This is a genomic window from Hoylesella timonensis S9-PR14 (genome assembly GCF_000762405.1).
Lineage (GTDB): Bacteria > Bacteroidota > Bacteroidia > Bacteroidales > Bacteroidaceae > Prevotella > Prevotella timonensis_A.
Window position 1 is genome coordinate 1 of the sequence record NZ_JRPQ01000075.1, and the last position, 21568, is coordinate 21568.

15 protein-coding genes and 2 tRNA genes are annotated in these 21568 nt (G+C 42.2%); 9 read left to right on the forward strand and 8 right to left on the reverse strand.

Features of this window, described 5'->3' with window-relative positions:
• The first annotated feature begins 524 nt into the window (after positions 1-524).
• The 6 genes from HMPREF9304_RS04910 to HMPREF9304_RS04935 all read left to right on the forward strand — a co-directional run bounded on the left by HMPREF9304_RS04910 (position 525) and on the right by HMPREF9304_RS04935 (position 6692).
• Positions 525-1238 carry a glycoside hydrolase family 25 protein gene (locus tag HMPREF9304_RS04910; protein WP_008121905.1) on the forward strand — a complete coding sequence of 238 codons (714 nt, stop codon included), beginning with the start codon at positions 525-527 and terminating at the stop codon, positions 1236-1238.
• A 40-nt stretch (positions 1239-1278) separates the two neighbouring features.
• Positions 1279-2424: a zinc ribbon domain-containing protein gene (locus tag HMPREF9304_RS04915; RefSeq protein WP_036926999.1), complete on the forward strand. Its 1146-nt coding sequence runs from the start codon at positions 1279-1281 to the stop codon at positions 2422-2424.
• Between the two features lie 277 nt (positions 2425-2701).
• Positions 2702-5080, forward strand: a complete 2379-nt coding sequence (locus HMPREF9304_RS04920) for a TonB-dependent receptor (protein ID WP_036927048.1) — start codon at positions 2702-2704, stop codon at positions 5078-5080.
• Positions 5081-5104: 24 nt separating this feature from the next.
• The gene (locus HMPREF9304_RS04925) at positions 5105-6397 is read left to right on the forward strand and encodes a type IX secretion system plug protein (RefSeq protein ID WP_081953650.1); all 1293 of its coding nucleotides are present in this window, start codon (positions 5105-5107) and stop codon (positions 6395-6397) included.
• Positions 6398-6543: 146 nt separating this feature from the next.
• Positions 6544-6616 (forward strand) — tRNA-Thr (locus HMPREF9304_RS04930).
• A 5-nt stretch (positions 6617-6621) separates the two neighbouring features.
• A tRNA-Gly gene (locus HMPREF9304_RS04935) sits at positions 6622-6692 on the forward strand.
• 208 nt (positions 6693-6900) lie between these two features.
• Here HMPREF9304_RS04935 and HMPREF9304_RS04940 read toward each other — a convergent pair.
• The gene (locus HMPREF9304_RS04940; RefSeq protein ID WP_036927001.1) at positions 6901-8406 is read right to left on the reverse strand and encodes a glutamine synthetase family protein; all 1506 of its coding nucleotides are present in this window, start codon (positions 8404-8406) and stop codon (positions 6901-6903) included.
• A 338-nt stretch (positions 8407-8744) separates the two neighbouring features.
• Here HMPREF9304_RS04940 and HMPREF9304_RS04945 point away from each other — a divergent pair, with 338 nt between their 5' ends.
• Genes HMPREF9304_RS04945 through HMPREF9304_RS04955 form a run of 3 tightly spaced genes read left to right on the forward strand, consistent with a single transcriptional unit; the run spans position 8745 to position 11709 of the window.
• Complete coding sequence (locus HMPREF9304_RS04945) at positions 8745-9665, forward strand: glycosyltransferase family 2 protein (protein ID WP_036927003.1); 921 nt, start codon at positions 8745-8747, stop codon at positions 9663-9665.
• Positions 9617-10594: a glycosyltransferase family 2 protein gene (locus HMPREF9304_RS04950; protein WP_008121891.1), complete on the forward strand. Its 978-nt coding sequence runs from the start codon at positions 9617-9619 to the stop codon at positions 10592-10594. Before HMPREF9304_RS04945 ends, HMPREF9304_RS04950 begins: the two co-directional genes overlap by 49 nt.
• Positions 10591-11709 (forward strand): glycosyltransferase family protein, encoded by a 1119-nt coding sequence (locus HMPREF9304_RS04955; protein ID WP_036927004.1) that lies wholly within the window; start codon positions 10591-10593, stop codon positions 11707-11709. Before HMPREF9304_RS04950 ends, HMPREF9304_RS04955 begins: the two co-directional genes overlap by 4 nt.
• A gap of 90 nt (positions 11710-11799) precedes the next feature.
• Here the strand turns inward: HMPREF9304_RS04955 and HMPREF9304_RS04960 are convergent, their stop codons facing one another.
• The 7 genes from HMPREF9304_RS04960 to HMPREF9304_RS04990 are packed head-to-tail and all read right to left on the reverse strand — an operon-like array spanning position 11800 to position 21518.
• A complete protein-coding gene (locus tag HMPREF9304_RS04960; RefSeq protein WP_036927052.1) occupies positions 11800-13857 on the reverse strand; it encodes an NAD(+) synthase in 2058 nt (685 codons plus the stop codon).
• 44 nt (positions 13858-13901) lie between these two features.
• On the reverse strand, positions 13902-15074 hold the full coding sequence (locus tag HMPREF9304_RS04965; RefSeq protein WP_036927006.1) for a DUF2027 domain-containing protein: 1173 nt from the start codon (positions 15072-15074) through the stop codon (positions 13902-13904).
• Positions 15075-15124: 50 nt separating this feature from the next.
• Complete coding sequence (locus tag HMPREF9304_RS04970) at positions 15125-16423, reverse strand: S-adenosylmethionine:tRNA ribosyltransferase-isomerase (protein ID WP_036927009.1); 1299 nt, start codon at positions 16421-16423, stop codon at positions 15125-15127.
• Positions 16424-16443: 20 nt separating this feature from the next.
• Positions 16444-17142: a phosphatase PAP2 family protein gene (locus HMPREF9304_RS04975; RefSeq protein ID WP_036927010.1), complete on the reverse strand. Its 699-nt coding sequence runs from the start codon at positions 17140-17142 to the stop codon at positions 16444-16446.
• Positions 17143-17166: 24 nt separating this feature from the next.
• Positions 17167-19764, reverse strand: a complete 2598-nt coding sequence (locus tag HMPREF9304_RS04980) for a BatD family protein (protein ID WP_036927011.1) — start codon at positions 19762-19764, stop codon at positions 17167-17169.
• Between the two features lie 31 nt (positions 19765-19795).
• A complete protein-coding gene (locus HMPREF9304_RS04985; RefSeq protein WP_197061642.1) occupies positions 19796-20485 on the reverse strand; it encodes a tetratricopeptide repeat protein in 690 nt (229 codons plus the stop codon).
• 7 nt (positions 20486-20492) lie between these two features.
• Positions 20493-21518 (reverse strand): vWA domain-containing protein, encoded by a 1026-nt coding sequence (locus HMPREF9304_RS04990; protein WP_036927012.1) that lies wholly within the window; start codon positions 21516-21518, stop codon positions 20493-20495.
• Positions 21519-21568 lie beyond the last annotated feature (50 nt).

Here is a 21568-nt window from a genome sequence, read left to right on the forward strand (position 1 = left end):
AGTGCTATATTTTAATTAACATATATTAGTCCTTTTATCAAAACACAGAAAAAATCTTAACAAACACCCCTCCATAACTTTAATATTTCTGAACAGGTCTGCATTCGGCTGTAAATATGCGAGTTTTGAGCGAGTTTTATAACTCAATATCAGTGAATGCGTTATGGAAATATGCCGAATATAGACGCGCTTTTTATCACTATTTTTGTCTCAAAACCAGCAAAAAATGCGTGTTGGAACAATGACTTTGTGCTTCTATTATAGCTTAGTAGTGCGACAATCTACATACTTTTGTTGCTTTAACTCAATGTTATAACCCAAAAACGGTATTATTTTGATGAAAAAAACGCAAAATCTATCTGCGCTTTACTGATTTTCTTTTCTATTTCACAGCTTTTCATCACACGTTTTTTGGTTAATTATATTTACAAAAGAGTAATTCTGGAGGAGTGATAAATCATAAATATATGCTAAAATCATGATATGACCTAACGCATTGAATTCTTTTTATTAACTTTGCAAGTATGAAAAGAATTGCCACATTATTATTGTTTATCTCTATGGTCATCGTAGCTAACGCTCAATACTTTGATGTTCAGTGTGAAGATACGTGTACACACGTACATGGGATTGATTTAAGCCATTATCAAGGTGAAGTGTTTTGGGAGGCTGTTGGAGAAAACACGAAAAATGCGTATGTGTATTTGAAGGCAACAGAAGGAGGCAACAACATCGACCCTACCTATCAATTAAATATCCAACTCGCCAATAAGTACGGCCTTAAAGTCGGCTCTTATCACTTCTTTCGTCCCAAAACGAATCTTACATTGCAACTCCAAAATTTTATGACTCAATGTAGGCCTAAAGATCAGGACTTGATTCCAATGATTGATATAGAAACGAAAAGCGGACTGTCTACAGAAGCCTTTTGTGACTCTCTTCACAAATTTTTAGGCATGGTAGAAGAGGCTTATCACCAAAAGCCACTTATCTATACGGGAGCAAACTTCTATGATCATTATTTGGTGGGACAGCTTGATAACTATAAAATCATGATTGCCCAATATACAAGTCGCGAACCTGTACTAAAGGATGGACGAGACATTACCATGTGGCAATACACTGGTAAAGGGCGCATCAATGGTATTAACACATTCGTGGATAAAAGTAGAATGATGGGACGACACGGTTTGAGAGAAATTAGATTTCGTCGTGACACAGGAAGTAAAAGACCTTGAAATGGAAACATTAACTAAAATACAGTAATACATTGATAACATGGCGATTATAAAATGTCCTGAGTGCGGTCATCAAATTAGTGACCGAGCACCCATTTGCCCTTCTTGCGGGGTAAAGATAGCAAATCAAATAACCACCTGTCCGCAGTGTGGTGAAGTGTTTTTTAAGGATTTGAGACGCTGTCCTCGTTGTCAGCATCTCAATATGGATTATCAAAACGGTATTTCTCAAAGCGAGGAGGAAGAAACAACACCCACAGACAACCCAACATCCTTATCTGAGAATGGTGAGCAACCCTCACCTAAGCAGCCCAACAAAAAGAAAAAAACGACCAGCTTGTTGATTGGATTCTTTATAGCGATAGCTATTTGCTGTGGTGGTTATTATTTCTATTCTCAGGCTCAACATAATCAAGAGAAAGAAGCCTATGCCTTTGCATTGGCAAGTTCAGACCCCATTGTTTTGCAAGACTATCTGGATCGCTTTAAGAATGCACCCACCGCTCATAGAGATTCCATTCTCTCCCACCTTTCAGCCCTTCAGTCAATGGATCGAGAATGGACAGACGCATTGGTAAGCAACTCTAAAACCGCCTTGCAGAATTATATAGATCAGCATCCCGATTCACCACATAAAGCCGAAGCTCTTCGAAAAATAGATTCTATTGACTGGGTTTCTGTCAGTATGGCTCACACCTTGGATGCCTATCAAGTCTATTTGGAAGACCACCCCAATGGTGCGTATGTGGATATGGCAAAAGATGGCATTAAACGAATCAATGCCGCAACAGTACAACCTGAAGAACGAGCTATGATTAGTAATCTGTTCAGACAATATTTTCAATACATTGATCAAAAGGATGCCGAAGGTTTGTCAAGCTTGATGAATCCGATAATTTCTTCCTTTTTAGGCAAGTCAGATGCCAATAAAAATGATGTGGTGCTGTTTCTACATAAGCTCTATCGTGAGGATGTTGCAAGTATGAATTGGCATCTGCTCAATGATTTCAAGATAGAAAAGAAAGAAATAGGCGATGAGGAGTATGAGTATTCTGTCAACTTCTCTGTCAACCAAGATATTGAGAAGGTGGATAACACTCAAACAAGTAACCACTATCGGGTTAAAGCTAAGGTGAATCCAGACGATAAAATCACGGAATTTAATATGACCAGGATTATACAATAGTTCAGGAGATAATCCTTTTCTATCACAATTTTGGCACTCTGTTTCACTTCTCATCATGATTGCCGATTCTATCCGAATGACATAAAGAAGGTCAATACCGCCTTTATGTCATTCGGCTTGAATAAGGACTTACCATGAAAGTGAAGGAAAAATAGGACAAGACTGAGATAGACAGCAAACATCGTCTACTTTTGATGCTCAAGTTCAATACCATACGCTTTCCTTACCTTTTCAAGTTTTGGCACAATATTTCGTGGCAGAATACGTTAAAAAGACAATGATTAAATTGAGATTACTGCTCTTACCATTATTCGTACTTTGTGCCCTTTGCGCACAAAGTCAAACATTTATTCTACAAGGCAAAGTGGTTGATGAGCAACTCAATCCTATTGAATTGGCATCTGTCTCTTGCCTTGCACAAGGGAAGGCGACCGTTACCTCCTTGAAGGGCGAATTTAGCATGCGGTTGCACACTGCTGATTCGGTTGTTGTCAAATTCTCAATGATAGGTTATCGTACCAAGAAACGTGTTCTACGCTCTCCAAAAGGAAAACTAACACTACAAATTGTCCTTTTTACCGATGAAACGACATTAGATGAAGTACACGTAAAAGGCGAGCAGATACAGACAGGACAGACGCAAAATATAAAAGCTGAACATGCAAAAAACACTCCTTCTGCGACAGGAAATGCCATAGAAGACCTTATCAAGACACAAGCTGGCGTCTCTTCTCACAACGAATTGTCCTCTCAATATAATGTGCGAGGTGGAGCCTTCGATGAGAATAGCGTTTATATCAACAACATAGAAGTTTATCGACCTTTCTTGGTTCGGTCGGGACAACAAGAAGGACTGTCTATTATCCACCCCGATATGGTAGAAAAGATAGGCTTTTCTACAGGAGGATTTGCCGCAAAATATGGCGACAAAATGTCGTCGGCATTGGATATCACCTACAAACAACCCAAACCATTTGAAGCCAATCTGTCTGCCAGCATGTTAGGTGCCAGTGCGTTTGTTGGGTTCAGAACAAAAAAGTTTTCATGGAGCAATGGTATTAGATACAAAACAAACCAATATTTATTAGGAAGTTTGCAAACAAAGGGAGAATATAAACCTGCATTTTTGGATTATCAAACCTTTTGGGTCTATACCCCTAACCAACGGTGGAAAGTATCAATGATTGGAAACATATCCGATAATCATTACCAGTTTACACCACAAAATAGAGAAACCTCCTTTGGAACACTCAAAAATGTAAAATCCTTCAAAGTCTACTTCGACGGACAAGAAAAGGATCGCTTCACTACTTACTTTGGTGCCATGGATATTACTCGCAACTTTGGTGACTCTACTTCCATATCTCTTCTGGCTTCTGCCTTTTATACCAATGAGCGCGAGAAGTATGACATACAAGGACAATACTGGCTTACACAGACAGAGACAAGTGAGAACTTGGGAGTTGGTACCTATTTCCAACACGCACGCAACTATCTTCAAGCACATGTAGAAAACGTAAAATTGATGGCTCGTCATACCACCAAGCGACATCGTATTGAAGCTGGCATCACCTACAAGTTTGAACGAATCAATGAGTATGCAGCGGAATACGAAATGAGAGACTCAAGTGGATATAGTATTCCGCACACGGGGAAAGACTTATATATGATTTATGCCTTACGAGCCAACAATCAACTAAAGTCCAATCGCATTGAGACTTACTTTCAAGATACTTATCGATTCACCAATAAAGGCGGAAACACCCATTACACACTCAATTACGGCATACGTATGAGTCATTGGAGTTTTAATAAGGAATTGGTGGTCAGTCCACGACTCTCATTGGGAATTATTCCGGCGTTCAATGAAAACATGACTTTTAGGATAGCCACAGGTCTATATTATCAAACTCCTTTCTATAAAGAGGTGAGAGACACTACCACCGTCAACGGCATCACTTACGCCCGATTGAACGTAAAAGCAAAGAGTCAGCGTTCTATCCACTTTATTACTGGTATGGATTACAGATTTCGTGTAAACAACAGACCTTTTAAGTTGACCACAGAAATATATTATAAAGCTCTCTCTAACCTTATTCCCTATAGTATCAACAATGTGAAAGTGGTGTACTATGGAGACAACAAAAGTTCTGGACATGCTATGGGTATTGACTTCAAATTATATGGTGAGTTTGTGCCAGATAGAGACTCATGGATTAGTTTTTCGTTGATGGATGCACGCATGAAGCTGAATGGAAAAACAATACCCATGCCTACCGACCAGAAATATGCGGTAAATCTGTTCTTCACGGACTTCTTTCCTGGCACGAATCGTTGGAAAATGTCTTTGAAACTTGCCTATGCAGACGGATTGCCCTTTGCTGCTCCGCATAAAGAGTTAGAGAGAAATTCTTTTCGTGCCCCTGCTTATAAGCGAGTGGATATTGGTATGAGCTATAGACTGTTCAATAACGAAGAGAGAAGAACAAAGTCCATCTTTAAAAATATTTGGTTAGGTGTGGATGGTCTCAATTTGTTTGGCATCAATAATGTCAATTCCTATTATTGGATTACAGATGTTACCAATCAACAATATGCTGTTCCCAATTATCTCACGGGAAGACTTATCAATGGTCGCATCTTGTTTGAATTCTAAATAATAGAGTAATATTTAGGGCTTATGTTTCAGATAAAAAACATCTATACGTCAATTCTTAGGTTGAGTATATTCTTCATTTCTTGTGCAATCCCAGCAACTACCTTTGGTCAAAACGCTCAAATTTATAAAGAATCGATAGCTTCTTTACAAGTGGTAGCAGGTGATGATTGGCTCTCCCCTCCAGTCACTACTCTTGGAGGTTTGCCCATCAACATCTCCTTTGACGACCTTACACATGAATATCATCGATACTCTTACTCTATTGAGCACTGTGAAGCTAATTGGATACCAAGCACACAACTCTTTGAAAGTGATTTCCTGAGTGGATTTGCAGAGGATAACATCATCAAGAGTTTTCAAAAGTCAGTGAACACAAAAGTGCAATATACGCACTACAGTCTTCAAATTCCCAATGCAGAATGTCAATTAAAAATGAGTGGGAACTATCGGTTGACAGTCTACGATGCGAATAATGACAATGAAAAAATACTGACCGTTTGCTTCATGGTTGTTGAGCCTTTAGCGCAAATTGGCTTAGATGTAACGGATAACACAGACTGGGATATTCGAGGAAATCATCAACAAGTCAACATGACTGTGAGATATGGCAACCTGTCTGTCACCGATCCACAAAAACAACTCCAAACAGTGGTGCTTCAAAATGGGATATGGACGCAGCAACGATTTAACATTAAGCCGCAATACGTCACACCAGAGGGACTTCGTTGGGAACATAATGAGGCACTTATATTCGATGGTGGCAACGAATATCGCAAATTTGAAACCTTAGATGTCAACCATCCCACAATGGGAATAGAAACAGTTGGCTGGGATGGTACCGACTATCATGCCTATGTTTGGACAGACGAGCCTCGACCCAGCTATGTTTATGACGAGGATGCAAATGGCAGTTTTTATATTAGGAATAGTGACAACATCGAAAACAACACCACCTCAGAATATCAGATAGTCCACTTTCGTTTACGAGCCCCGCAACAAACTGGCGAGGTTTACCTGCATGGCAATTGGACTCATCATCAGCTTGCACCCGAATATCGAATGACTTATAATCGAGACACGAAGTGCTACGAGGGTTCTGTACTTCTCAAACAAGGATATTACTCCTATCAATATGTCGTTGTCAATCACCAAAACGAAATAAAACCTGTATCATCAGAGGGCAATTTTTATCAAACGGAAAACAAATATCAAGCACTTCTCTACTTTAGAGGAACAGGCGAACGCACTGACCGACTTGTTGGTTATCAACAGGTAAGCTTCAAAATAGGGGCTACGACATTACTAAATCGATGAAGAGGAAAACTGTCGTAATCATTCCAGCTATCCAAAACCGACTCTCTAAAAGTGTTAATAAACTCTAATCTCGTTGATATGTGTCCTTGAACTATTGGTATATGTCGAGCAAATTGCTTACCTTTGCATTCGCCTAAATAAGAAACGCCGATATGGCTCAGTTGGTAGAGCAACTCATTCGTAATGAGTAGGTCCCCGGTTCGAGTCCGGGTATCGGCTCTCTTGCGGAATTAGCACATCGGTAGTGCGTGGGCTTCCCAAGCCTGAGAGGCGGGTTCGATTCCCGTATTCCGCTCTATTTCTTTTATTAAAACATTCTAAACTCCCCTATTTAAAGAATTAAGAGATGTTAAGGAACTCGGGCGGCAACTATGCCCCTTTATCCTTCATTGTTTAATACCGCAGTTTTTAAAATATCAGGAGTTAAGGGATTGTGCAGCCGAGGTTGTCTCTTTGGCTCCGCAACTCCTTAACTCCTGAATATCTATTTTGCCGTTGCAGGCTTATCCGCAGTGGAAGTATTCCTGCACGAGCTTCTTCGTGGCATCGTGGTTCTTCTCGATGTCGTGGCGGAGCGTGCGGTCATTGAATGAGCGTAGCTGCTTGATGATGCCGTCGATCATGGCCTTGCTGAACACGCCCTTCTCCTCATACACCGCGCGCTGGCGCTCGAGGCAGTCGGCGGATGCGCAGCAGCTGTCAGGCAACTGAGCCAGTTTACTGAGTTTGTCGGCGTTTGCTGCATCGTGTATGTTGACGTTGACGTATGTGCTGTCTGCCACTTCGAGCGCGTTGTCCATCTCGAAGCCATGGCGGCATGCCACGCAGAGGCCTGCGATGAGTTGGTACAGGTCAGCGCTGCCGTCCGGTGAGCGCATTTCCACCGTCTGCTTTGCCGATGTGTCGGCGATGGCCTCCGGCTCCTGCGGGTTTGCTGCGTGGCAGAGGTCGATGCCTGCTGTCCACCCGAGCGGCACTCTGACGAGCACGCTGCGGTTGCGGTCGCCCCAGCAAACGTTTGTCGGCGCTTCCTGATGCGGCACGAGGCGGAAATATGACGTTGGGTTCTTGTTGCCAAAGGCGGTGATGCTCTCTGCCAGGTCCATCATTCCGGCGATGGCCTTGCGTGCTGCGGCGCTCAGTTTCCCGCCATCGAGCATCTGGTTCTTGCCGTCCTTCACCATGCGCATGTGTATGTGCAGCCCGCTTCCTGCCTTGCCCACGGTGATCTTCGGGGCGAACGTCACGTTGAGCCCCATCTCGTATGCCAGGTTCCTAATAGCCCATTTCGCCAGCATGAGCTGGTCGGCGGCTTTCTCGGCGTACACCGGCAGGAACTCAATCTCGTTCTGTTCGTAGAGCAGGCCGTCCTCTGTGAAGTTGCCCACTTCCGAGTGCCCGTATTTTATCTCCCCTCCGGTCTGTGCCACATAGAGCATGCACTGCTGGCGGAAGTCGTTCATCTTGGCATACGGGGCAGACTCGTGGTATCCGTGCTGGTCGATTGCCGGGAACACCTCCGGGTCTTCGTCTATGACGTAGTATTCGAGCTCGCCCATCGCATAGAACTCCATTCCCGTTGTCTCGCGGAATGCGCGGCACGCCTTGCGCAGCGTGTTCTCGGGAGAAGATGCGAGCGGATTGCCGTCTTTGTCGAAGTAACTGCACAACATGCAGAGCGTCGGGATTTCTGCGAACGGGTCGAGGAACGCCGTGCTGAAACGCGGCAGCACATACAGGTCACTGCTTCCCGCCTCGATGAATGAGAACAGGCTCGAGCCGTCGACACGCTCACCGCATGTCAGTATGGTCTCAAGGTAATCCCTGTTCGTGATGACAAAGTTGAGGGTCTTCAACTTGCCGTCGTCCGCAGGATACATGAAATTGACCATCTTCACTTCATTGGCCTCGATGAAGCGGATGATGTCTGCCTTCGTAAATTCTTCCGTAGGCTTCTGCAGGAATGCCACCACGGGGTTGGCATTCATTACCAGTTCTGCTTTTGTCATAGTATTAATATTTTTTACAAGTTAGTAATGTAATTTTGCGTGCTAAATTAGTTATTTGTTTTCACACCGCCAAATAAAAACATGGAAATAATGTGGGGGGGGGGAGGGAGATTATAGATATAAAGTTTTGGATTATTTGATAAAGACAACGGGAATAGATCCTATAAAAAGATTTTTTCCTAACAAATTACGGAATTATCTTGCTTGAACCCATTTATAATTACCAACACCCTTCCTTCCATGAAAGAGCTGTGAGAGTTGCTTAACAAAACATGAAACCTATTTGTGTTTGTGCGTAGAAACAGTTACCTTTGCAGATACGTTACAACAGTCAAGACATGCTATTAAGTATCATCATACCTGTCTATCTTGTCGAGGAAACATTGCAACGATGTGTGAAGAGTATTTTGCAACAAACCTTTACCGACTGGGAACTTATCTTGGTAGATGACGGTTCACCTGACGGTTGTCCTGTGCTGTGTGATGAGTATTGTCAGCAAGATGACCGCATCAAAGTGGTACATCAAGCCAATGGCGGACTAAGTGCTGCTCGCAATACGGGTTTGTTGCAGGCACAAGGTAGCTACATCACGTTTGTAGACAGTGACGACTATGTACGCAAAGACACCTACCAACAAGTGATGCAACAATTGGTGGAGCAACCAGAGGTCGATATCATTGAATATCCTATCACCCTCCACGCTGGCAACAAACAACGAGAAAAGATATTATCCTTTCCTGCAAAGCGTTACAGCAATATGCTCACCTATTGGTTTGAGAGCAAAGCCTACCTACACACCTACGCTTGTAACAAGGTGTACAAACGCAGGCTTTTCAACCAAGTACGCTATCCTGTGAATAAGGTGTTTGAAGATGTGTACACCCTACCATTGCTTTTACGACAAAGCAAGGTGGTAGCTACCACCGATAAAGGTATGTATTTCTATGTTGACAATCCGCAGGGCATCACCGCAACGGCTGGTGGTGAACAACTCAAGGATTTGCTGCATGCCCATCTTGCGGTGTTACAAAATTCTCAATTAACAGAACATGAGGGATTTGCCAATTACTACGAACACATATTAAATATACAAATGGATGTCTGCGAGATGACGGGAGCACAACCCACTCTACCCTCATTCAGCTTTCGCGGTCAGCAAGACATTCCTTTCAAGACGAGGCTTTCCAGTCTCATAGGAATACAACGCTTATGCCAACTGAACCAATTTATACACAAGGTGTATCGAAGAAGCCGTTAGTGAGCTTCATCATACCCGTTTACAATTTGCCATCATCAATGGTTATCGAGTGCTTAGACAGCATCCTAATGCTATCGCTTGACGCACAAAATTGCGAGATAATTGTGGTAGACGACGGCTCCGACACGTCTCTCCTCGGTGCATTGAACGCTTATCTCGACAAAATTGTCTATATACGACAGCCCAACCAAGGATTGTCAAGTGCTCGTAATATGGGACTTTCCATAGCTCAGGGAAAATATATACAGTTTGTCGATGGCGACGATGCCCTTATTCCCTTTGTTTATGAACATTGTTTGGATCTTGTGCGATGTCAGGATGCCGAGATGGTGAAGTTCGATTTAACACGCAACAAAAAGCAAGACAACAACTACAATATTGAAGGTCCAATGACAGGAAGCCAATATATGAATACGCACAACCTGAAAGCCACTGCGTGTGGCATGATTTTCAGGCGTGACCTGCTTCAAGGACTCAGGTTTACACCAGGCTTGCTGAACGAAGACGAGGAATTTACACCTCTAGTCATCTTGCGCACCGAACGATTGTACATCACTGATGCCAAGGCGTATTACTATCGAAAGAGGGACAATTCGTGTACCACGAGCAAAAATAAGAAAACCCAATTGCAACGCCTGCAAGATACTCTTCGGATATTGGGGCAATTTCAACAACGCATTGACACGCTGCCTCTCATGGAGCGAAACGCCATGCAGCGACGCATCGCACAGCTTTCAATGGATTATATTTATAATGTGGCACGCTATACGCACAGTCTTCGCCGACTTGAAACTGCCTTGCAGGAGATGAGGCGACATGGGTTATATCCGCTACCCGACAAGAGATATACCCGTAAGTACAGCCTTTTCAGACGCCTAATACGCACTAAAGCAGGCAGATATTTACTCATTTTACTGACATCGAGATGAAGATTTTGCTTTTAGGAGAATATAGCAATGTGCACTGGACATTGGCAGAAGGACTGCGACAATTGGGACATATGGTAACAGTGGTATCGAATGGTGACTTCTGGAAGAACTATCAGCGCGACATCAACCTGACAAGAACATATACAAAATTAGGTAGTATTAGCTACATGATAAAGTTGTATAGTCTTCTACCACGTCTGAGAGGGTATGATGTGGTACAGATCATCAACCCTATATGCCTTGAAATAAAGGCTCAACGTATCTTACCTATTTATCAATATTTGCGCAAACACAACAAAAAAATGTTTATGGGTGCCTTTGGCATGGACTACTACTGGGTTCACACCTGTTGCACCGACATGCCGCTGGAGTATAGCGATTTCAATATGGGCAAAGAATTGCGCCAAACAACCGATGCTCTAAAAGAGCAAAGGGACTGGTTGGGGACGGAGAAACAACGGCTCAATGAATATATGGCACACGATTGTGACGGCATCATTGCAGGACTTTACGAATATTGGGTATGCTACCACGCCCATTTTCCCGACAAAACAACGTTCATCCCCTTTCCTATTCGGACAAAAACGATGAGAGAAAGACAACCAATGACGAATGGTGATCATCGACTAAAACTGTTCATAGGCATCAATCGTGAACGGTCTATCTACAAAGGAACAGACATCATGTTGAAAGCAGCACAAGACCTCGTGTTGAAATATCCTCATCAAGTGAGTTTGCAAATAGCAGAAAGTGTACCTTTTGAGCAATACCAACGCATGATGAACGAAACAGATGTCATACTGGATCAGCTTTACAGTTATACTCCTGCCATGAATGCGCTTGAAGCAATGAGCAAGGGAATTGTGTGTGTAGGGGGTGGCGAATCTGAAAACTACCAGCTATTGCACGAAGACACGTTGAGACCAATTGTCAATGTAAAACCCTGTTATGAAAGTGTTTACCACGAATTGGAGAGCCTGATATTGCATCCAGAAAGACTCAGTGTTCTTCAACAACAAAGCATCGCATACATTCAAAAGCACCATGATTACGTGAAAGTGGCGCAACAGTATGTCGACTTTTATAATAGCAGCGAACCAGTCGCCAAGAAATAAGAGTAAAAAGAAAATCAGCGCACAACGGTTGATTTCCTTTTTACTCTTTTTCATCTAATGTTTTTTCGACAAGCGAACTAATAGTACGCTTTAGAGAGTATCGCACTCTTCAAGCCACAACCTGCTGATTGCATCGCTTGGCATGCGCCAATCGCCACGAGGACTCAGGCTGACACTCGTCACCTTAGGTCCATCGGGCAAGCAAGAACGCTTGAACTGTTGTGAGAAGAAACGCTTGAAAAATACCTTGAGCCATTTTTTGATAGTCTCCTCGTCATATTGTCCTTTCATTTGAAGAGCATCGTTTGGTTGAGGTTGCCCCTCTTGTGCCATGCTTTCAGCAAAGGCTTTCTTTGCCAAAAGGAATATTTTACTAGGTCGGAACCCAAAGCGCAGCACGTAATACAAGAAGAAATCGTGCAACTCGTAAGGTCCTACCAAATCTTCTGTCTTTTGTTCTATCTTCCCTTGTTCGTTGGCAGGGGTTAACTCAGGAGAGATAGGGGTATTGATGACATCTAAAAGTATCTTCGCTATGTCTTGATTTTCGGCAAGGTGTTGAGCATAATAGTTAACCAAATGGCGCAGCAAAGTTTTGGGAACGCCAGCATTGACCGCATACATAGACATGTGGTCTCCGTTGTAGGTTGCCCATCCTAAAGCCAATTCGGACATATCGCCCGTGCCAACAACAAGTCCATTGAGCTGGTTACTTAAATCCATGAGAATTTGCGTGCGTTCACGAGCTTGACTGTTTTCGTAGGTCACATCTTGCACTTGTGGGTCGTGTCCAATATCTTCAAAATGTTGCATTACACTCTTTTCGATGTTGATTTCCTTGACCGTGATACCCAGTTTGTGCATCAGGCCCATGGCATTGTGGTAAGTACGTCCAGTAGTTCCGAACCCTGGCATCGTAACACCTATAATTCCCTTTCGATCCAGTCCCAACTTATCAAAGGTCATGACGCAGACGAGCAATGCCAAAGTTGAATCTAAGCCGCCGCTAACCCCAAGGACAGCCGTCTTGGCTTGTATATGGGACAGCCGTGTGGCAAGTGCCATGGTTTGTATGTTGAGCACTTCAACACAGCTATCTGGCAAGAGATTCGGGGCTGGGACAAAAGGATGTGGATTTATCTTCCGTTCAAGAGTGAAGGTTGCTTCATTCTCTGGAGCTATACACGGAATATAATGGATAGCCGAGGTGTTGTTGAAGATAGCAAACTGATTAGGACTCAAACTGCTTGAAAATCCTCTTTGACTGGCAAAGGTGTTAACTTGTCGCTGTGCATTTACGTAAGTAGAGTTGATACGACGCTCCGCTCTCAGCATTTCTATATCTATCTGTGCACAATGGATTTGGCTTTCCATGGTGAAACGCTTTCCTTCTGCCAACAACACTCCATTCTCATAAATGAGTCCATTGCCTGCATAAACCAAGTCTTGTGTGCTTTCGCCAAAACCACTGGCTGCATAGATGTAACCTGTGATGGTGCGCGAGCTCTGCTGTGATAAGAGACTCTTGAGGTAGTCGTACTTGCCAATGACAGCATCACTGGCAGAGAGGTTGAAAATTAAATCAGCTCCAGCCAATGCCAATGTGTTGCTGGGAGGAACGGGAGCCCAAACATCTTCGCAAATCTCTACGCCAAACTGCACCCCATCGTCAGTAGTATATATCTGAGGGTCAGGAGTTACCACAATGGTTTGACCCGCATAACGAATGGTAGTCTCCTTCAAATCTTGCGAAGAAGCAAACCATCTCTTTTCATAAAACTCACTGTAGTCGGGCAAGTAGGTCTTCGGAATGACACCTAAGATTTGCCCTCGTTGGATGACCATCGCACAGTTGAGTAACAAGTCACCCACCACAATGGGTAAGCCTACGATACTAATCACATCCAACTGGCGTGTGAAGTCGAGCAAATGGAGAATGGAAACCTCGGAAGCCTCGAGTAGAAGCTTCTGTTGGAATAAATCTTGGCAGGTGTAGGATGTAATTCCTAACTCTGGAAATACAATAATTTCAACTCCTTGCTCTTCAGCTTGCTGAATTTGGGCCATTGTTTGTTCTACATTGTATATGCAGTCAGCCACTTTCACTAATGGCACTGCACAGGCCACTTTAACAAATCCACTGTTCATCATAATAAGATTATGAGTTAATAAAATAAAGTCTATTGAAACCTTTAGCGAATTGTCACTTGGGTTGCTCCATAGCCATATTCTTGAAAACTCGCATCTTGGTACTGGTATTTCTTGTATCGATAATTCAAATCATTAATCAACGCTCTACGTAGTACGCCCTCCCCTTTGCCATGGATGAAGACAATGCGTTGCCCCTTCTTATCTTTATATTGTTGAAGGGTGTCACGAAACTTTTGTAATTGGAAATTTAGAATGTCTATGGCACTCATACCTGTAGTGGTATCTAATAGTTCATGGGCATGCAAATCCACAACAACAATGTCGTCATTTTCACGATGTTTCAGTTGGAAAGGGTTTCCTGTTTGTTTGCGAGCGTTATATCGACGGACATAAGTGTCGTTCTCTTTCTCGTCAGCTTTAGTCACCTCAATATGATCTTTTGGCTCTTTCTGATACATTTCTTCCTTCAATTGCTTGGAGTCTACAACCAAAGGGCGGGTCACTTTGTCGTTTTCGACAATCGTATATAGCAAGGCAGGAAGTTCAAAGAAATCATTTTCTTGAAAGGTATGGAGCTTATAGAATTTTACGGTATCTATTCTGAATTGCACATCTATCGTGGGCTTCAGCATAAAAGACTTGTCACGCTTGTACGAGAGCAATTGAATTGCCACGTGTCCTAAATCGTTCAAATCTTCTTTTCCAAACTCTTCGATAAATTCTTTCGTGTTTGGTTCTACCTCCATGCTACTCTTCAGCTTCCAACTGTTGCCCTCTGCCGATAGATAAGTAAACCTAACGTAGTAGTTGCTATCGTTGACAAAGTAACTTTCAAAACGAGTATGCGTCATATCCTTCATGTCCATGGGGACAAAAGCCAGATAACAACTCAGCAGGTTGCCACCTTTTCTTTCCTCAACAGGTGTACGAAAAGTGATTTCCTTGGTGGAAGGGTCATCGTCAATCTGGTCTTCTTCGTCATCGGTTGCCGATGAAGTAAGCGCATTTTTTACCGATGTGGGCTTAGGAAGTGTAGACCCAACAACTTTTCCAGTGCTATAATCGTCATCTATTACTTGTATCACATCATTGATGGGCGTTGGGATTTGAAAGCCATCTTCATCTTCCACCAATACAATATTCTTTCCTTGGAATCCAGCAATGACACCACCACCCGACTCGCTAAGGAATCTTACTTTATCTCCTATTTTCATATTGTCGTTTCTTTCTTTGGTTATATAACTATTGATTCATTGAAACCTGCTTAAGGAATCAACAAGCTGCTGTCACCATAGCTTAGGAATCGGAACTGATGTGCCAGTGCATAATCATAGATGGTACGCCAATCACCGTTTACGAACGCACTCACAAGAAGCAACAAAGTGCTTTGTGGTTGGTGGAAATTTGTAATTAGCATCTTGACGATTTTATACTGATAACCAGGTGCTATGATGATTTGTGTAGAGCTATGCAAACTTTCAAGCTCATTTCTTACTAAATAGTCCAACACATTTTGTATGGCTTGCTTGGGTGAAATATTATCTATCAAGCCTCCATCCAAATGTTCGACTTGTCCATCTGTGTGCAGTCTTTCATAAGGAGCCCACTGTTTAACATGCAATTCTTCTTCCGTGGCGTCTGGATGAGTCTCAAGAAACACGCCCATGTAGTACAAACTTTCCAAAGTTCGCACACTCGTTGTACCAACGGCAATCGCTTCAACATTGTGTCTTAGCAGTTTTTCAAGTGTTTGACGATGCACACAGATATATTCGGTATGCATAGCGTGTCCTTTTATTTCTTCACTTTTTACAGGTTTGAAGGTGCCTGCTCCCACATGTAAGGTTAACTCTTCTCGGTCAATACCATGCTCATCTAAGCTTTGAAGCACCGAATCGGTGAAGTGTAGACCAGCAGTAGGAGCTGCAACAGAACCCTTAATTTTAGAGTAGACTGTCTGGTAGGTCGTTTTATCACTTTCTTGTGTCTCTCTATTCAGATAGGGAGGTATCGGTAATTCGCCGATTGATTCAAGAATCTCGGCAAAAGAAACATCCTCTGCATCCCAATCAAAATCTATCCAATGATGAGTTGAAGGCGTGGCATGAAGTCCCTGAGCAGGCTGATGTTCATCTGTTGCTGGTTCTCTTCGAGTGACTTGTAACGTTACCGATTTCTGATTAATGTGATAAATTCGTGTTAAACTTCCACTCTTCCATTTCTTTAAGTTGCCAATCATACAGTACCATGCGCAATGTCTCTTGCTTTGGAATATCTGTTCGTAATCGGCTGGCATGGCTGGTTCCATCAAGAAAACCTCTATCAGTGCACCCGTATCTTTCTTAAAGTGCATGCGTGCCTGAATCACCTTTGTGTTGTTGAAAATCATCAATGCCCCCTGTGGCAGGTATTCGTATAAGTTATAAAAGACATCCTCACCCACTTTACCATGATTGTAAATGAGAAGTTTGCTATGGTCGCGCTGCGCTATTGGGAATTTTGCAATTCTCTCGTCGGGCAGTTCGTACTGATAATCACTGATGTGTATATGTTTTGTTTCCACTGGAAAATATGTTTATTATTTTATGTGTACAAAATTAACGCTTTTAATGTTGAATAGAGCAAGGTTGACACAAAAATAAAGATTACCATATCAATATCTTGAAAGTTATAGCCTGTATTGGTATATTGACTTGAAATAAAGTTTCCTTTCGCTATCACACGGTGGGATAATCTTTGAAATAAATAATAAGTGAAAAATCCCACACCAGTTCCCCAAATAAGTCCTGCAAAAATATCACTGGGATAATGCACCCCTAAGTACAATCGCGTATAGGCATTGAGTAGAGACCATGAGATAAGGAAAATACTTAATAGTCGGCTTCGCACTAAAAGACAAATGAATATGACTATGGAAAGCGTGTTTGAAGCGTGTCCAGAGAAGAAACTGAATGTTCGTGGTCGGTAATTATTAACCACCTCTATTTGATATTTCAACATGGGGTCATTACATGGACGCATGCGTTCTATCCAAGGCTTGATAGAAATATCAGCAACACCTGTAGATAATAATAAGCATAAGCAGGCAAATCCGAAGATTAAAAGGATTTGAGACATCGTTTCATTATTCTTAATAATGAGATAGAGGAGTGACAAGTACAAGGGTATCCACGTGATACTCGATGTAATGGTCATCATCATTCCATCCCAGAATAATGAGTTTGAGCCATTCAAGCTTTGCAATACTTGCTGGTCAAGTTCTATGAGTGCTTGTATATCCAAATCCTTAAACGATTTCCTTAGTGATTAAATTTCCTCTATTTCTGTCGTCTTTAACCATCCTTCTCGTCCATCTGATAAGCGAATGCCTCTCCAGTCCTTGAGTCCTTTGTCCGTGATGTAGACCTTTGTTCCTTCGTGAATAACAAATTCGTCGGTACTGCTATTGGAGGGAGTCTTCTTCACCTGTGTGGCAGGAGCAATGACGATAGCTCCTGTTCTGTTCATGAGTAAACGCTTCTGTTGATAAGCAAAAAAGTTACTCATTACAAAAAGGATAAGGAAGCAGCAACCTCCATAGAATCCTACCTTTCGGAGCAAAAGGTTTGGGACAAACAAATATAAGAGAGCTAAGACGAGTACCAATACAATAGAAACAATTGCCATGTTAGCCCAATTGTCAACACTGGTGTAATTCACCAAAGAGTGATACCATGTCACAAAGAACATCTCACTCTCAGGTGTAATTTTATCTATTGTTTTGGCAGACACAAACTGTAGATTAAACTTGATGTCATCATCTCCAGGCGACAATAAGGATGCACGTTCATAAGCAAGAATCGCTTTTGTAAGGTCATCTGTGCGGTAATACGCATTTCCGAGATTATAATAAAGGTCAGCACTGACACCCTGTTTCAACAATTCCTCGTACATTTTAATTGCCTCTTGATAACTACCATGCTTGTAAGCCATATCAGCTTCTTGTTTGGTAGTTGCCGAAATTGCCGTTGACCATAGCAACATTGCGAACAGAAGTAATGTGAGGTTGGTACGATGATGCGCGTTTTTGTTCATTTTTGCGACCGATTTCAATACATTCTCTATGTTCATAATGGCTGTGATAGCCGAGTCCATTGTCTTATTCATATTTCCAGAGGCGTCACCAGGGGCATATCGTTCAAACTCACATTCATCCAAAGCCGATAAGAATGTATTGACCGTTTCATCGTCTACCGCTTGATGATGTAAATTATCCGCGATGTTTTCACGCGACAGTTGTTCTACTGGCATGTTCAATTTATCGCTAACATATCCCCATAAGGCTCGCAAAACTTCATCATAAAATTCATTTTGCTTGTTTTGCTCCATGAGTTGATGTGCTTTCTTTAATCGTCTCGTAGCCACTTTGTTCGCTTTCTTTCCTCTCATCTTCACCACATCGGCATGCTCTATAGCACGTTTTCTAAAAACAATCAATAATACGACAAAAGCGACAAGTGGAATTAGCAGACTTATCCAATAAGCTGTGGAGCCAAAGAAGAATTTATCAATGGCATGTTGTTTTGTCGTTCCCTCTTTTATTTTACGAATATCATTTTCTTGTGTCTGACTATAATCTGCTACATTATCAGCGTTTGCCTTTCCTTTCTTCACATTGATTTGGAAAGATTGTGTCTGAATGGTTTTGTAACTGTTAGACCCCGTATCATAATAGGTGAACTTGATAGGTGGTAATTGATATTTTCCTTGATTTCGAGGAACAGCCAAAATGTCATAAACCATGCTACCTTCTACCCCATTGGCGGTCACTTTGGTCTTGTCTGTCACCTTTGCATCATACTTATCAAAATCTTTTGGAAACTCGACAGTAGGTTGCTTCATCAGCTTCAAATTGCCAATTCCACTCACCACTACACGTAATGACAAAGGTTCTCCAGCCTTTACTTCCGAATGATTGATAGAGGCAGAAATGCTAAACTTACCTACTCCTCCAGAAAAATCATTGGGGCGTTTGGGCAAGGGGTCCACTTGAATGTTGATTTCTGGTGCCTTGATATTTCGTTTCACCTCGACATAGCCAGACCCTCCGTTAAAGAATGCTTCGAACGGATCTACAGCTCGGTCTTGTTGCACCACAATTCCCTTAAACATAATGCTTGGAATCTTCAATTTACCCGTCATTTGTGGATACATCACATATTGACTCCAAGTTACACATCGATAGTTTTTACCATTGACTTTCTCAATGTGGAAGTTCTTTTGTTGTGGAAGTTTAATTTCCTGTGTATGAAATCCAGTAAGGTCAGGCATTTTACCTTCCAACTGTGTGAGGTCCACTAACGTGTACACCTTGTATGTGAGCAATATAGGTTCTTGTTCATGTACCCGTCGTTTGTTGGCACTCACCTTTATAAAGAGGTCGTTTCCAGAGATTCTACTGCCAGCTGATCGCATAGACATGTCTGCTCCTTCGTCATCACGCATGGATGGCGTACCATGTCCTTTGCGTGCAGATCCAGAGACAGTTACTTTGACAGATTTTGAACTAATGACCTTTCCATTGACACGAGCACGAGCTGCTGGAATGGTAAAGGTGCCATTCTTAGAAGCATAGAGCGTATATGTGTAGGTGATAGAGGACGAACTACTTGTTTTTCCATTCACCATCTGATAACTTGACTGACTGGAAGTGTAAGGGCCTGCGATAATTTCAATTGCTGAAGGAATATTCCCTGCCCTAAAATCTTCCACGTTTTGGGTGTTGATGGTGTATGAGAGTCTGAAGTTTTCGCCTACAGCTACCTGACTGGGTACAGACACCGAAATGCTTTGTGCATAAGTGTTCAGAGCGCATAGAACACAGAAAATGAACAGTATGGATGTATATTTTATATATCGATTCATAGATGCAGTTATAAAATAGGAAGAAACCATCTTACCAATTTCGTTTTAACTTCCGTGAGCGAGGCTGTTGTTCAGCCTTCTTCATTCTTTGCTGAGTAGCTTTCTCTTGTTGCATGGCAGCATTTAACAGTTGCTCTGCATTTTCTTTACTCATGCGGTCTTTTGGCTTGTTTTGTTGCTTCTGCTGATTGTCCTTTTGCTTTTGTTGCTGATTGTCTTTTTTCTCTTTATCCTTACCTTTTTTATCATCCTTTTTCTTTTGCTCGTTGTCCTTCTTTTGTTGCTTTTGAAGACGCTTGCAAAGTGCAAGATTATAACGAGTTTCGTTGTCTTGCGGATTATTTCTCAAACTTTCTTTGTAGGCTTCAATGGCTTCACCATACATCTGATGAGTTTGACAAACGACACCTATGTTATGATAGACCTTGGCTTTCCTGCTCTTGCTTGTTTCTATTTTCCCAGCATTTTCGTACTGTACGATAGCCGCTGAATCTTTTTGTTGCATCATCAGCGCACAACCAAGATTATACAATGCTTGCGAATTCTGTGCATTTTGCGCAATCGCCTTGCGGTATTCCGCCTCGGCTTTCGCATAGTTTTGCGCTCTAAATAGCTTATTTCCTGACCGTATGAATTGTCTGTCGCTTTGGGCAAACATAGAGGTAAAGCCCAAAGTGAGCAGTAATAAACTGAAGATATGTCTTTTTTTCTTTATGCTCATCGTACTTCTACTGTTTCTTCTTGAATAATCGGACATTTTTAAGTAATGGATTCTTACTTTCCAAGATACAAACTTCTATGATCAGTAGCAATAAGGCTAAGATACCAAAAGCTTGAAATTGCTCGTCATATTCGCTATAAATAACACTATTTGTTTCTCCACGTTGAAGTTTAGCCAATTCATCATTGAGCTTTTTTTGGGCATCATTCGTATTATCCACATGGATATAAGTCCCTTTGCCAGCCCGTGCAATGTCTTGACACATCTTTTCATTGAGGGCTGTCCTAACCGTCTGTCCGTTCTCATCTTTCATATAGCCACCTTCAGCTACTGGTATGGGCGCTCCTTGTGTGTTGCCCACCCCTAAGATAAAGACGTTGATGCCTTTCTTATTTGCATCTGCTGCTGCCTCAAGCGCACCACCCTCGTGGTCTTCTCCATCCGTAATCAGGATAATGGCTCGCCCCACTTTGTCCTGTTGTGTAAAACTACTCATTGACAAACGAATGGCTCTCGCAATGTCAGTACCCTGCGTTGTAATCAGAGAAGGGTCAGTATTTTGCAAGAACATTTTAGCACTTACATAATCGCTGGTAATGGGTAGCTGAATAAAGGCATCGCCTGCGAAGACTACCAAACCAATTTTATCGTTGGTAAAGTTATCTACCAGATTTTCAACCAACAGCTTACTCTTGGCTAAACGTGAAGGAACAACATCTTCAGCCAGCATGGAGTTTGAAATATCCAAAGCGATAATTGTTTCTATGCCATTCCGTTTTTCGTTAGATATCTTTGACCCCATCTGTGGACGGGCTAACATCACGATTAACAGTGCTAATGCACTTTGTAACAACCAAAACTTAACAGTTGGACGATATTTCGATATGTCAGCCATTTGTTGCTGTACCAGCTCCATATCTCCAAACTTCTTGAGCTTCACAAGTCGTCTTCGATATCCTATCAAGCGAATCAATGCAAGGATAGGGATAACAATTAAAAGCCAAAGGTATATAGGATCATCAAATCTTATCATCGTGTTCGTATTCATCTGCAGCAAGCTGCAATCTGTTTATAACCATTTTT